This window comes from Chryseobacterium angstadtii (assembly GCF_001045465.1).
Classification (GTDB): domain Bacteria; phylum Bacteroidota; class Bacteroidia; order Flavobacteriales; family Weeksellaceae; genus Chryseobacterium; species Chryseobacterium angstadtii.
Window position 1 is genome coordinate 26,176 of the sequence record NZ_LFND01000005.1, and the last position, 14,729, is coordinate 40,904.

General features: G+C 38.5%; 12 protein-coding genes. 11 read left to right on the plus strand and 1 reads right to left on the minus strand.

What is annotated here, in order from left to right; translation table 11 throughout:
* Positions 1 to 41 precede the first annotated feature (41 nt).
* Genes ACM46_RS15065 through ACM46_RS15075 form a run of 3 tightly spaced genes read left to right on the plus strand, consistent with a single transcriptional unit; the run spans position 42 to position 2,612 of the window.
* Complete coding sequence (locus ACM46_RS15065) at positions 42 to 1,013, plus strand: polysaccharide deacetylase family protein (RefSeq protein ID WP_048507520.1); 972 nt, start codon at positions 42 to 44, stop codon at positions 1,011 to 1,013.
* Between the two features lie 36 nt (positions 1,014 to 1,049).
* Entirely contained in the window at positions 1,050 to 2,186 is a 1,137-nt protein-coding gene (locus ACM46_RS15070) for an alkene reductase (protein ID WP_048507521.1), read from the plus strand.
* A gap of 21 nt (positions 2,187 to 2,207) precedes the next feature.
* On the plus strand, positions 2,208 to 2,612 hold the full coding sequence (locus ACM46_RS15075; RefSeq protein WP_048507522.1) for a DoxX family protein: 405 nt from the start codon (positions 2,208 to 2,210) through the stop codon (positions 2,610 to 2,612).
* On the opposite strand, the gene ACM46_RS22845 is transcribed toward ACM46_RS15075, so the two are convergent.
* The gene (locus ACM46_RS22845; protein WP_053082710.1) at positions 2,602 to 4,467 is read right to left on the minus strand and encodes a BspA family leucine-rich repeat surface protein; all 1,866 of its coding nucleotides are present in this window, start codon (positions 4,465 to 4,467) and stop codon (positions 2,602 to 2,604) included. The genes ACM46_RS15075 and ACM46_RS22845 overlap by 11 nt on opposite strands.
* A 631-nt stretch (positions 4,468 to 5,098) precedes the next feature.
* Between ACM46_RS22845 and ACM46_RS15085 the strand changes: the two genes are divergently transcribed.
* The 8 genes from ACM46_RS15085 (at position 5,099) to ACM46_RS15120 (ending at position 14,681) form a co-directional block, all read left to right on the plus strand.
* On the plus strand, positions 5,099 to 6,094 hold the full coding sequence (locus ACM46_RS15085; protein ID WP_157859457.1) for an L-tyrosine/L-tryptophan isonitrile synthase family protein: 996 nt from the start codon (positions 5,099 to 5,101) through the stop codon (positions 6,092 to 6,094).
* A 32-nt stretch (positions 6,095 to 6,126) separates the two neighbouring features.
* The gene (locus ACM46_RS15090; protein ID WP_048507523.1) at positions 6,127 to 6,963 is read left to right on the plus strand and encodes a TauD/TfdA dioxygenase family protein; all 837 of its coding nucleotides are present in this window, start codon (positions 6,127 to 6,129) and stop codon (positions 6,961 to 6,963) included.
* Positions 6,960 to 8,402: an FAD-binding protein gene (locus tag ACM46_RS15095; protein WP_048507524.1), complete on the plus strand. Its 1,443-nt coding sequence runs from the start codon at positions 6,960 to 6,962 to the stop codon at positions 8,400 to 8,402. Before ACM46_RS15090 ends, ACM46_RS15095 begins: the two co-directional genes overlap by 4 nt.
* 95 nt (positions 8,403 to 8,497) lie before the next feature.
* Positions 8,498 to 9,730 (plus strand): ATP-grasp domain-containing protein, encoded by a 1,233-nt coding sequence (locus ACM46_RS15100; protein ID WP_048507817.1) that lies wholly within the window; start codon positions 8,498 to 8,500, stop codon positions 9,728 to 9,730.
* Between the two features lie 110 nt (positions 9,731 to 9,840).
* Complete coding sequence (locus ACM46_RS15105) at positions 9,841 to 11,193, plus strand: MATE family efflux transporter (protein ID WP_048507525.1); 1,353 nt, start codon at positions 9,841 to 9,843, stop codon at positions 11,191 to 11,193.
* 84 nt (positions 11,194 to 11,277) lie between these two features.
* Positions 11,278 to 11,802, plus strand: a complete 525-nt coding sequence (locus ACM46_RS15110; protein ID WP_048507526.1) for a KdsC family phosphatase — start codon at positions 11,278 to 11,280, stop codon at positions 11,800 to 11,802.
* Between the two features lie 147 nt (positions 11,803 to 11,949).
* The gene (locus tag ACM46_RS15115; protein ID WP_048507527.1) at positions 11,950 to 13,488 is read left to right on the plus strand and encodes an FAD-binding oxidoreductase; all 1,539 of its coding nucleotides are present in this window, start codon (positions 11,950 to 11,952) and stop codon (positions 13,486 to 13,488) included.
* Positions 13,489 to 13,652: 164 nt separating this feature from the next.
* Complete coding sequence (locus tag ACM46_RS15120; protein ID WP_048507528.1) at positions 13,653 to 14,681, plus strand: bestrophin family protein; 1,029 nt, start codon at positions 13,653 to 13,655, stop codon at positions 14,679 to 14,681.
* The last annotated feature ends 48 nt before the right edge of the window (positions 14,682 to 14,729 follow it).

The following is a 14,729-nucleotide window of genomic DNA, read 5'->3' on the forward strand; positions in this document are numbered from 1 at the left end:
GGTTGAATTTGAGAAACTTTGCATCAACAAATTATCAAAACATGAAAATATCTCATCTATTACCTATGGCTTTGCTGGCCATATTATTAGTTTCCTGCAATGATTCCAGAGCAACCGGAGAAAAAGGTCAAAAGACTGTAATAAAAATGCATAAAAATCATTGGGCTAACGGTGCTCAATTGGTAATTTCAGTTTCCATGCAGTTTGAAACAGGTGGGCAACCTGATAGGGCAGAAAGCCCGTTTAGTGGAAGCCCGCTGCCTAAAGGACAGCCAGACCTGCCTGCAGAAAGCTGGTACCGGTACGGAGCTAATGAAGGCATTTACCGGATGCTTGATCTCTGGAGAAAATACGATATCAAAGTCACTTCCCATGTTGTAGGAACTGCGGCCCAAAAATATCCCGAAATTGCCAGGGCTATCGCAAAAGATGGGCATGAAATAGCCGCACATGGCATAGCGTGGGACAATCAATGGAATAAAAACTATGCTGATGAGCTAACCTTCGTAAAAGATGGTGTAGACATGGTGGAAAAGATCACTGGGCAAAGAGCGGTCGGCTATAATTGCAACTGGCTGAGACGCAGTCCGAATACTTTAAAAGTGCTTCAGGAACTTGGTTTTTTGTATCACATAGATGATCTCAGCCGGGATGAGCCATTCATTACTAAGGTCAATGGAAAAAAATTCGTTGTGATGCCTTATACACTTCGTAATAATGATATTGTACAAATCGCGGGAAATCACTGGAGTCCCGATCAGTTCCTATCCCAGTTAAAACATGAATTTGACCAGCTGTATGCCGAAGGCGCTGAAAAGAGAAGAATGATGAGTATCAGTTTCCATGACCGCATTGGCGGAACACCGGCAATGGTACATGCTATGGAAGAATTCATACAATATACAAAAGAGAAAACTAATGTAGTTTATATGAGGAAAGATGACATCGCCAAAATGGTGATTCACGATCCCAAAACGCTTGTAGACAACAGTGAAGAACAATACAATAACTAATCATACATCATTTAGAAACCTATTTAAATTAACCCAATGAAAAAGCTTTTTGAAACGTATACATTATCCGGAAATCATTTAAAAAACCGTTTTGTTATGGCTCCCATGACCAGAAGCCGGGCCTCAGAGCCCGGGGATATTCCTAACGCTTTAATGGCAGAGTATTATGGGCAGCGCGCCACTGCCGGTCTCATTATTACGGAAGCCACACAAGTATCAGTACAAGGTATGGGCTATGCTAAAACACCCGGAATTTACTCCAATGAACAGGTGAAAGGCTGGCAGTTGATCACACAGGCTGTCCACGAAAAAAAAGGAAAGATATTTCTGCAACTCTGGCATGTGGGCAGGGTTTCTTCATCTAAAATAAACGGCTTACAACCTCTGGCTCCGTCTGCTCTGACTGCGGATAAAACCAATGTTTATATTTTTGATGGTGCCCCGAATGGAGATGCTACATTTGTTCCGGTAGAAAAGCCGAGAGCTATGGATCAATCAGAGATCAGACAAGCTATCAGAGAATTTGCGGAAGGGGCTGAAAATGCTATTGCAGCAGGGTTTGACGGGGTTGAGATTCATGGCGCGAATGGATACCTGATTGACCAATTTCTCCGCAGTAATTCGAATATCCGTACCGATGAATATGGCGGAAGCAAAGAAAACCGTATTCGTTTTTTAATAGAAGTTACCGAAGCTGTTATTGAAGCTGTTGGTAAAGAAAAAACCGGGGTCCGCCTGTCGCCTTTCATCAAATTTAAAGATATGGATGACCCCGAAATCATGGAAGCCATTATGCTGGCGGCAGAATATTTAAACCGTATGGACATCGCCTATATTCACCTGTGTGAGGCAGACTGGGATGATGCGCCCGCGATTCCCCTGGAATTCAGGAAGGAATTGAGGGAAAAGTTTAACAATACTATTATTGCGACCGGAAATAAAACCCCGGAAGAAGCTGAAGAATTATTAAAAAACAACAGGGTAGATCTTATCGGTTTTGGGAGAAATTTTCTGACGAATCCGGATTATCCTGAACGGGTAAGGCTGAATGTGCCACTTAATGAAATATCAGATCCCCATACCTTATTTGGCGGAGGTGGAGCAAGAGGGTATACGGATTATACATTTTTTAATATGAAAGATTACGCGGGTAAAATGCCACCCAAAATTTAATTTTAAGAACAGTTCATATTTATGGAAAAATTGAAATTACAAAATACGGCTTATTTTCTGTTGAAAATTTCTATGGGCGTTAATATGCTGGGGCATGGGCTTGCCAGAATTCCTAAAATCAATGCTTTTGCAGAGGGAATGACTAAAATCTTTGAGAAAAGCTGGCTGCCTGAGCCTCTGATCATGATTTTTGGAACAGTTCTGCCATTCGCCGAGTTTCTTATCGGATTAATGCTGCTCATTGGGTTTAAAACCCGATGGGCACTTATAGCCGGAGCATCTTTGATTGTTGTTTTACTTTTCGGAAGCAGTACTATTGAAAATTGGGAAGCTATGGGAATTCAGATGATTTATGCCATTTTCTTTTACATACTGATCATTCAAATGAAGGATGAAAAACCTGGTCCGTTAAACTCTAATCTTTAATAAATTTTTTAGACTGTGAGTTTCCTGAATGGTCACTAGCTTTTAAAATATGTACCCCTTTCTGCAGCTCGGAAACATTAATATTATTTCCTTCAGGGCTCTTTTTTAAAAGTTTTCCATCTATAGAATAAATTTCAATATTTTTCAATCCATCTGAAAAGAATAGCGTGTTTTTTACAGGATTAGGATAAATATTGAAATTTGTTTTTTTATCTACCTCAGATGTGGCAAGTGTATTACATTCTGCATTGTAGGTATCACCGGTAATAATCCATCCTTTAAAACCGGTTAATGCATTTCTTGCCGCTACAGCCTGTGGAGTAGAATACGCCAACCCGGATGCTCCCAGTGTTAAATTATTCGGTGTGGAAGGACTGTTGGCCCATCCTTGTAACGTGGAGTTGTAATTAGAGCAGGATAAACCGGAAGAATCCAGCATGAAGTTCGTCTGCGTAACAGCATATAAATTCCAGTTGCTCAAATCCTGATTAAAGGCGGTAGCATTTTTAAATATATTACGCATATCTGTGACTGAAGAGGTATTCCAGTTACCTATCGGCTGATTAAAAATAGGGCTATCTGTAAACATTGCATACATATTGGTTACATTGGTGGTATCCCAGTTGCCTATGGGTTGATTAAATTTTTTTGCTCCGAAAAACATATAACTCATATTGGTAACCGATGATGTATCCCAGTTTCCGATAGGTTGATTAAATTTTTCTGCTCGGGCAAACAAATCCAGCATATTGGTTACCTTTGAAGTGTCCCAGCTTTCTATAGGATGATTGAAAAGTTTACTTTCTCTGAAAACCCCCGCCATATCTGTTACATTGGAAGTATTCCAGTTTCCGATGGGTAAATTAAATTGGTGGGTACTGCTGAACATATAGCGCATATTGGTAACTTTTGAAGTATCCCAGCTTTCAATAGGTTGATTGAACATTTCTGTACCATGGAACATATAGCCCAAATTGGTTACCTTAGAAGTATCCCAGTTTCCAATAGGTTGGTTGAACTTGAAGGCATTGCTGAACATTCCCTCCATATTGGTCACCTTAGAAGTATCCCAGCTGGAAAGAGGCTGATCAAAAATAAAAGCACCATCAAATACATGTGCCATATTGGTGACATTAGACGTATTCCAGACGCCTATGGGCTGATTAAACTCTTCTGTATAAGCAAACATTAATGAAATATCGGTAACATTGGAAATATCCCAGCTACTGATAGGCTGATTGAATTTTTTCGCAGAATCGAAGCTTTGTTTTAAATTGGTCACATGAGAAATGTCCCAATTGCTGAAAGAGGAATTTCCAACCAGTTTATAGCATCCTGAAAAGATACCGGACATATCTGTAACATTGCTTAAAAATGGAATGTCCGTAGCGGTGACATCCATTTCTTCACAGTACCAGAACGCATCTTTCATACTGGACCATTTAATATTTCCCCATTGTGCTACATCTATAATTTTATAAACATCTCCGCGAACAGCTGAGGGTAGTACATAAAAGCAGATACGGTGAAAGTTGCCGTTTCCATTGGTTGTTTTTAAAGTATAGGTCGCATTATTAGCGATAGGATTAGAAGGAGTACCGAAATCAATTAAAAGAGGGACTCCAAGAGAAGTAGTTACATTCGCCAGTGTTCCGTGGTGAGTTGGATAGCCAATTTCCTCCCAATAGATGTTATAGTTCGTGCCTATTCCTGGAAAGAGAATTTGATTGGAGGTACTTGGTGAAGGAAATGGCCCCGTATTGCTGGGCTTCCATATCGTGATAAATTCATCCTGTGCTTTTATAAACGAGAAAAACATTAAAAACAGACTCAAAAACAGAAATTTAATTTTCATAGGATTTCATTTATTTTAAATAGGACAGCCTTTTGATTTTACTTTTATTGCTTAAAAGTAACTGATACAGCCATTATAACAAAACCTTACTTAATAAGTGTAATGATATACCGGTTAACTGTTTCAGATTAATTGGTATTCGTTATTAAAAGTCTTTGAATTCACAATGACAATTTTTAAAGTATGTAAAACGTATCCTGATGAGGTTTTTCCGATGTAAGACCGTATCCGGAAAAAATAAAGTGAAGAATAAAATTCATGGGTTCCTCACTTTGTGCTGGTATTTCCTCAATTAATCTATTGTAAAATTTTGTACTTCGCTGTATACTTGTACAAACATATGTTTAGATTTTAAAACACACCTATTCTTAAGTAAATGAATTAAAAAAATACTTTGGAATTGATAGGTTGATTTAATTTCAAATCAGTATAAGTATATTAATCCGGTAATCATATACTTAAACAGGTAGTCAACAGATATCTAAAACTACATTTTCAGAACTTAATTTTTTTACCTCAAACCATTGTTGAAAAATAATGGCGGGGAACATCATTGCTATGCAGCTGCCGGAGCTAAGTGTATTCAAACTTACAAACCACAAACCACACACAAATCGAATTAACAATTAATATGATTAAAAAGAACAACGATTATAATATATGTTCACTAAACAGTGAGTTAGTGTATCAGAAGGCCCACGATATTCTGACAACTATCATGGAGTTCCGTATTACGGAAGATAAGAAAGGCATAAGTTGTACTATACCATGTAACAGCTGTTATCAACCCCATATTCCTAAAATTGTACAGGCAATTGAGAAGGAGCAACCTGTTTTGTTTGTATTGCCTGCGTTTCCGGGGAAATCTCCCAATCCTCAAAAAGTACTGGGTTCATTGCCGGATATGGCAGAAAGATATTCCTTACAATTTCTAAACGGTTTATGCCAGTCAATACAGAAAATATATGCTCCGGGAGCACGTATTCTGATATGTTCAGACGGGAGGGTATTCAGTAATGTAATTGGGATGAAGGATTCGGATATTACTGCTTATCAAAAGGAAATAGACTCCATCATCAGCAGGTATCAGCTTACCCATATTTCCACATTTCACCTGGATCAGCTATACGAAGGGGATAATTTTGAAAATATGAGGCTTGAGTTACTGGAAACATTTGGCAAGCCCATTTCTGTATTGAAAGATAAAGTATCCCGTGGCACTGAAGAAAATGCTTCCAGAGAAGACAAAGAAGCCAATAGGATGTATAAAGGAATTACAAGGTTTTTGTTTGAGGATTCCATCCATCCTGAACAGATAAAATCCCGGGCCGGTATTCAAAAAGATGCGAAAAAAAGAGCCTATCGCGTCATTCAGCTTAGCAATGCATGGAGTGAACTTATTGCCAGCGAATTCCCTGAGTATGTCCGTTTATCCATTCATCCGCAGACCTGTGGTGATATCAAACTTGGCATCAAACTATCCACCGAAAACTCAATAACGCCCTGGCATGGAGTTGCTCTGAATAGGAATGGCAGGATTGTGTTCATGAAAAGATTTGAAGCCGAAAAATTAAATGCCCGCTTAATATACGACGAAAACGGGCGACCTGATTATTATGAACTCTAAATAAACACCCAACTCAATAAATATTAATTAAAATGAAATATACCGTTACACACCTTAAACCATTTGGAATTTTAATAGAAGCAGATGGTAATGACCATCATGTAAAAGATTTAAGTACCAAAATGCTGAAAAACTATTTTGAAGAAGAAAAACTGGTGGTAGTCCGTGGTTTTAAAACATTTGACTCCTCTGATGATTTTGCCGGTTATTGTGAACGCTGGGGAGAAGTCAGCTTATGGCCTTTTGGAAAAGTTCTTGAATTGGTAAGGCAAAACAATCCTGAAGACCACATTTTTGATAATAATTATGTGCCTTTGCACTGGGACGGAATGTATAGACCCGAAGTCCCTGAATATCAGATTTTCCATTGTGTTGATTCCCCGAATATAGATCAGGGAGGAAGAACCACCTTCTCAAATACCAGCATAGCCATTGATCAGTCCCCGGCAGAACTGGTTGAATTATGGAAAAATATATCCGTACGCTATACCCGCAAAATGGAGTTTTATGAAAGTACTACCATTTCTCCCATCGTTACCAAGCATCCATATAGAGAGCAGTTCATCATGCGTTACAATGAACCGCCGGCAAAAGATATTCCTGATTTTATTAATCCGCCCATCATAGAGTTCGTCGGGGTAGAAGAAGACCATCTTGATGAAATTCAGACACAACTAAGAGAATTGTTGTACAGTCCACAGGTCTATTATGCCCATACATGGCAGAAAAATGATATTGTTATTTCAGATAATTTTACCCTTTTGCATGGCCGTGAAGCGTATACCCAGGATGCTCCCCGTCATTTACAGAGAGTGCATGTGAATAGTTCACCTGCTTTCAAAAATCCCGGATTAGAATCATACAGATGAGAACACAAATAGCAGATATCGTAATTATTGGGGCCGGACCCGTTGGATTAATGTGTGCCTATCTTGGTCAGCTGTGTGGTTTATCCGTCATCATTATAGATAAATCTTCAGGCCCGTTGGAAGTAGGCAGAGCAGATGCTTTGAATGCCCGTACCCTGCAGCTTATTGAGATCGTGGATTTATTTGATGAATTATATCCGCAGGGGAAGCCCTGCAATACGAGTTCCGTGTGGAGCAATGGTGAATTTATTTCCAGACAGTCTACATGGTGGGATGAGCTGGAAGGCTGCTTACATAAACATTTCCTCATGCTTGGCCAGTCTTTTATAGAAGAATTGCTGGATAAAAAACTTAAGGAGAAAAAAGCAGCTGTGCAGCGAATGACCACAGTGGAAAATATTGAATTGACAGATGATAGCTGCATCACCTATCTTTCAAACGGAGACATTATCCAGTCTGCTTACGTAATCGGGGCAGATGGTTCACGATCCACTGTTAGAGATCTTTTTCAGATTCCGTTTGATATTCTGCGCCCACAAATTATATGGGCCGTGATTGATGGAATAATAGAAACCGATTTTCTCAAAGTACCGGAGATTATTGTTTTTCAGGCGGATACTTCAGATGTGGCATGGATTCCCCGTGAAGGAGAAATAGACAGATTCTACGTAAGAATGGATGTTAAGGATTTTAGTATTGAAGAAGCGGTTGAGAAAATTAACCGAGCGATGAGTCCTCATCAACTAAAATTTAAAGAAGTGGTCTGGTTCTCACAATTCTCTGTTAAAGAATCTGTTGCGGAAAAATTTTCAGTCAATAATAAAGTATTTCTGGCTGGAGATGCCTGTCATATTCACTCGGTTAACGGAGGGCAGGGCCTTAATACAGGTCTTGCTGATGCCTTCAATCTGATATGGAAATTAAATATGACCATTAAATTCAATACATCCACAGCGCTTTTGCAGACTTATGAAAACGAGCGCAGGCCGGTGGCTCAAAGTGTTATCAATGCTTCAGGAGAACTTGTCCGTTCTACGAAATATTCTGATAGTGGGACCCATGCACAGGATTATGTGAGAATTGTACAAAAATATGCGGGGAATATAACCGGGATGGGAATCCGCTATGGAAATGAAGGATTGGCAGGGTCCAGAATATTCGATTTTAAAATGTATAAAGAGAATGTCGAAACACGATTATATTCTGTTTTGAATTATTCCCACTTCACGCTGCTGATTTTTGGAAATACACCCCAAAATGTGGAAGTTCCCGGATTTGTAAAAATAGTTCAGATCTATCCTGAAAAGCATTCCTCAGAATTTTGGACAAGCCATTCTCCCTATAAAGATATGGCCATTTTAGTAAGACCGGATTCCTATATCGAGTCTTTTGGCTCTTTAGAAGATATTCAGGCCCTATTATGGGATGAAATACTATAATATTGGTAAAATACAAGAGCAACAGTGAAGAAAAGATGATTTTTTCTTTGCTGCTGCTTAATACTTACAATTTTTATGAAAAATCAATTTATGTTATGAGCAGACCTGTTATTATTATAGACCCATTATCATCAGGGGTAGAGTTAGCTCCTGCATTCAAAAAAAGGGGAATACCGTCAATTGCCGTTACTATAGGATATACTGACAGGATAGGGTATGGAACACAAGTTCAAACTTCAGATTTTTCTGAAATTATTATGGATCAGCCTAACCTTTTGGATATCATCAAAAAATATAATCCTCTTGCCATTATTGCAGGAACAGATAAGGCTGTTCCTTTAGCAGAAGAACTCGCATTGGCTTTAACTCCCGAATTGGCTAACGACCCTTTAAAATCTTTAGACAGAAAACATAAGGGGTTGATGCAGAAAGCTCTTCAGGATGCCGGTGTTCCAAATATTAAGACGATCAGTACTTCATCTGAAAGCGAAGTGATTAATTGGATGAAAGAACATGAATTAACCGGATCTTCATTGGTGCTTAAACCACCCCTTTCAGCCGGAAGTGACAATGTTTTTCATATTCCGCAAGGGGGAAATTGGAAAGAAGCTTTTAACCAAATTCTGACTGAACCGTCCAAAATTACCGGGATAGTAAGTGAAACAGTTATTGTGCAGGAAGAAGTAGTGGGGACGGAATTTGCTGTAGGAACAGTATCGGCCAACGGTAAACATTATCTGGCTCACTTAATTAAGTATAATAAAATATCGTTTAATGGGCGTAAGACTATTTATGATTGCGTAGAGTTCATTCCTTATGAAGAAGAACTTTACGGTGAGTTATTCGAATATACCAAAAAATGTCTGGACGCATTGGGAATCTGCTGGGGAGCTGCTCATAATGAAATTATGCTTACTGAAAAGGGACCTCGTCTTATAGAAACGGCTGCAAGGATGTGTGGAGGTCCGGTGGTCATTTTTGCAAGGCAGGCCAGCGGCAGCAGCCAGGCAGATAAAGTAGTTGAAGCTTTTGTAGACGGAGATGTTTTAAAAAAAGACTATACATTTAAAGTACCTGTGATGCCTGTTTTTCTTAAATCTCCTGTGAACGGGGTTATCTCGAATTCCGAAATATTATCCGGGATTTCCCAATTGCCAACATTATTCAACCAATACATATGGTTTAAAGATGGTGATATTGTTCCCAAAACGGTAGATTATCTTACGAGTATTGGAATTGTTGCATTGTCCGGTGACCGCGATTCTATTTTGGCTGACTATCAAAAAATACGAAATATGGAAGCCAAATTAGTAATTCGTGAAGTATAACGCATGCAGTATTGGATCCGGTAATTACTGATCATGTACTAACAATCTGTAATAGTGAGTTCAGACAATAATTTTCTGCTAAAATCTGCTACAACTTTTTAATTATAATGATGCCTTTTTTAAATAGAGAATATACAAGAGAATGTCTGGCTTTGGCTTTTCCCGTAATGATTACACAGGTGGGACAGGTCTCCGTGAATTTATTTGATAATATTATCGTTGGGAAAATGCTGGGTGCAGATGCTCTGGCCTCTGTTTCTCTCGCTAATGCCATCTTCTATTCTACATTTGTTATTGCATTAGGATTTTCTTTTGCCATTCCTCCGTTAATTTCGGAGGCTCATGCCAGGCACGATTCACAAACGGTTAATTCCGTTTTTGCTCATGGTCTGATGATCAACATGGCTGTAGGAATTATTCTGACAATGGCATTGTTTATCTCTTTACCATTGCTTTATTATTCCGGGCAGCCTGCAAAGATAATTCCCGGAACTATAGATTTTCTGCAGATTGTCATAATTAGTATTATCCCGTTTATGGCATTTCAGGCTTTGAGAGGTTTTTCAGAAGGCCTTTCATATACTGCAGGTGTCACAAAGGCGACAGTTATTGCCAATGTAATCAATATTGTCCTCAACTATGTTCTTATTAAAGGAGTGTGGGGAATTCCTCCTATGGGGATCAGAGGCTCTGCTGTAGCAACTTTAACAGCAAGAATTTTCATGGTTGTTTTTCTTTATTTTGTTTTGTTTAAGGAGAATAGAACAAAAAGTTACCTCAACAATTTTTCATTGAAAATGGCTAGTTTCTCTAAAAGTATATTTTTTAGAATGATACAAATAGGCTTGCCGACAGCGTTACAAATGTTTTTTGAAGTTACGGCTTTTGCAAGTGCTGCTTTTATCTGCGGATTAATTTCTGCAGATCAGATAGCCGCTCACCAGATTGTATTTAGTATGGCTTCTTTTACGTATAATCTTTGTATTGGATTCGGTGTTACGGCAACGGTCATGATGGCCAGAAAATTAGGGGAGAAAAAGTTTACAGAGCTGAGAAAAGTAGGAATCAACAATATTAAAATTACATTTATTTTCATGCTGCTGTGCGGACTGCTCCTGATAATCGGTAGAAATAGTATTCCCTCTTTCTTTGTTAAAAAAGAGGATATCGAATTGATAAGGATAGTATCCGGATTAATGATTATTGCGGCTGTATTTCAGCTTTTTGGAGGGATTCAGGTGACTTCACTGGGAATACTCAGAGGTTTACAAGACATGAAAAAAGCTTCCTTCTATATCTTTATTGCGTATTGGATTATGACAATTCCTTTAGGGTATTTCCTCTGTGTATATCTGAAAATGGGAGCTCTCGGAATGTGGATTGCACTGGGAGCAGGGGTAATCATCTCTTCTATATTAGTTGTAAAAAGATTTTTATATACCTCTTCAATCCGGTCAGAATAAAAAAAGACCACATCTGTGGAGTAAATTGAAAGTATCCTGAAGACATAACATAAAAAATGAATTTATTAAGTAAAAAAAATAGATATGAAATTGAAAAAAAAATTAAGGAATATTAAAGCTTTTGTATTTGATGTGGATGGGGTTTTCACAGATGGACGCGTATATCTGTTGCCCGGCGGACACATGATGCGGTCAATGAATGTCCTGGATGGTTACGGAGTGACAAAAGCACTAAAGAAAAACTATTTAATAGGAATAATTACTGCTGGAAACGATGAGATGGTAAAACAAAGATTTAATGATTTGGGAGTTAAGGACTATTACGCCAAATCACAGGATAAAATGACTGATTTCATCCATTTCAAGAAAAAATATAATCTTAAAAGTGAAGAAATTCTGACTATGGGTGATGATCTCCCTGATTTTCATATGATGAAAAGTTCTGCGTTGGCTGTTGCTCCAAAGAATGCTATGGCTGAAATAAAGAAAATTGCAGATTGGATTACAACGCAGCAGGGAGGAAGCGGAGCCGTACGGGAAGTGATTGAAGAAGTGATGAAAGCGCAGGGAAACTGGCATAATAATGATGACATACATGTGAAAATGTAATACTTTTAGCTGGAATGTTAGTTGAAGATATCTTAGTAATAGATATCTTTTTTTGTTTTATAAATAATTGAAGTTGTATAGATGAAGACTGCTGCAATAATTTGTATCTTGTAGTACCACAGAACATTAAAAACTAATTACAAAATCATGAATATTATAGAACAACTTGAGAATATTACTCCTTACAACGGCAGGCCTGTAGAGGTGGTTGATAAGAAATGGTTAATAAGCTTTAATGGGTACAAGAAAAAAAAACAAAACTTTAATACTTACTATCAGTTTGACCCATTAGCAATAGTATATTGTGAATCTCCTGAGCAGGTAAGTGAAGTCGTTCAATTGGCAGGTAAAGAAAACCGCATTTTGAGGGTACGCTCAGGAGGACATGATCATGAAGCTGAATGTTCCGCAACAGGTGCTATTGTTATTGATCTGTCCAAAATGAAGCATGTTTCATTTGACAAAGCAACGAAAATTGCCGAAATAGAGCCGGGTGCCAGGTTTGAAGATATCGTAAGGATACTGAGTGCATATGATGTCTCTATCCCGCATGGAACCTGTCCTTCCGTAGCTATTGCCGGTTTTATTTCAGGCGGAGGATGGGGGCCCTGGACACGGTCAAAAGGAATGTGCTGTGAAAGTTTAGTAGCTGTTTCTATTGTTTTAGGAAATGGCGAAATTGCTTATCTGGACGAAAGGACGCAGAGAGGAAGGGAACTGTTATGGGCCATTAGAGGGGGAGGTGGCATGAGTTATGGGATCATTACAAAATTTTATATCGAAACCTTTCCGTTACCGGATGAATTGATCAAATTTGAACTCACATTTAAAGGAAGATTCAAAAGCATGGATGTCTTTAAAGTTTGGGAAGACATGATTGCTCCTTCAAACAATCCTGAGCTAACGGGAACCAATATCAAAATAAAGGCAAGAAATCCGGAGGATAAAGATTCCATAGAAGAATGTGTTATTTACGGCTCATTTGCAGAAAGTTCAGAAACATTTAAAACAAAGCTTAAAGTCTGGCTTAAACCTCTGGAAACCGATGAAAGTTTTTTAGAAGAATATCTGAAGATTGAAGAGATTAGAGAAAAAGGGAAACAGATTGCAGGGCAGATATTTTTTGAAGAATTATATGTAAACTGGGAACTAGGCCAGGCTAAATTAAGAGGAGGTACTCCGTCACCACATAAAGTAACTTCGCGGGTTGTGGTTGAAGACGGTTGGGGAGCCAGCGGAAGACAAAACCTCTATGAAAGCCTTAATACCTGTATTCTTCCTACTTCTCAGGAACTGAAAGATTCCGGAATAGAATGCTACGCAACGCACAATGCCATTTCAGGAGCGTATTATGCTAACCACAAAGCAGCAGGAACAGGAAATACTGAAAGTTCATTTCCATACAAGCAAAGACCTTTTATTATTCAGTATCAGGCTTGGTGGAAGCTGGAGGGTAATATTCCCGAAGCAAAATTTAAAAAATGTCTGAACAGTGTCCTGGAGTGGCAGCAGGAATGCAGAGACCGGTCTTTTCCTGAAACCAGCGGCTCTTTTATCAGCTTCAAAGACGCAAGCATTATGACCAAACATTATTTTGCCGAGAGCTACGAAGAATTGAAAAGAATAAAGGAGAAATGGAGCAATGACCCGGAAAATATCTTTAGTTCCCGAAAAACCATTATTTGATGAAATGGCGAAGTTGATTTTGGTAAACAAAATTCTAATGTATTGTAATGAGTCATTTTTACTGCGTTGTCTGATCAGAAAGTCTTGTAATTAACATAAAAAAAAATCTTCGAATCTATAGGTTAAAATAGTTAAATTAAACTATCAAAATAATATATAAACCTATGATTGTAAGAAAAAGTTTTAATCTTGTTGCTATTTTTCAATTCGCAGGTCATCATTTATGGTGGTTGGTAGCGTATATGCTTGTGGTCTCTTTGTCATATAACCTTCTTGGCTGGAATTGGCTGGCTATACCGTGGTTGCCGGTGTCTCTCATAGGTACGGCAGTTGCATTTTATATTGGATTTAAAAATAATCAGTCATATGACCGGGTTTGGGAAGCCAGAAAAATTTGGGGGGCTATAGTGAACAGTAGCCGAAGCTGGGGAGTAATGGTCAATTCTTTTATATGCAATAATGAAGATACTCAAATGTCAGAAAAAGAATTGATGCAGGTAAAGAAAAGACTCATTTACCGGCATATTTCCTGGCTGTATGTTCTTCGGAATCAATTGCTGGCACCTACCCAATGGGAACATGCGAGTTTAAAGGGGCTGTATGGAAAGGTAGCCCGCCAAAGACAGGAAGTAGGTGGTGTTGGTTTATTCAAAGAATATTTAAACGAAAAACAAAAAGAAAACTATTTCTCAGATGAAAAACAATGGAGTGGTGCAGCGAACGGAGCCACACAGATTATCAGCTTACAGTCTTTAGATATTGCAGATTTGGAAACAAAAGGCATTCTGCATATGCGGAAACAATTGGATATGCAAAAAGTATTATCAGATTTTTATGACCATCAGGGCAGAGCCGAGCGCATCAAAAAATTTCCTTTTCCGCGACAATATGCCAATATGAGTTTTATTTTCAACTGCATCTTCATTTTCCTCTTGCCACTGGGCATTGTTGCTGAGTTTGCAAAATTAGGCGAGGCAGGTGTATGGCTGATGATACCTTTTGGAACCATTGTAGGCTGGACCTATGTGGTGATGGAACTGATAGGTGATTATTCCGAAAACCCGTTCGAAGGCCTGCCGACCGATACACCCATGTTATCCATTTGCAGAACCATTGAGATTGATCTGTTGCAAATATTGGGGGAAGACGAAATACCTAAACCTATTCAGCCGGTAAATGATGTATTAATGTAATTACGGATCGCGCTTCAATTACTGATAATGCTATATCGGTAAGATTTT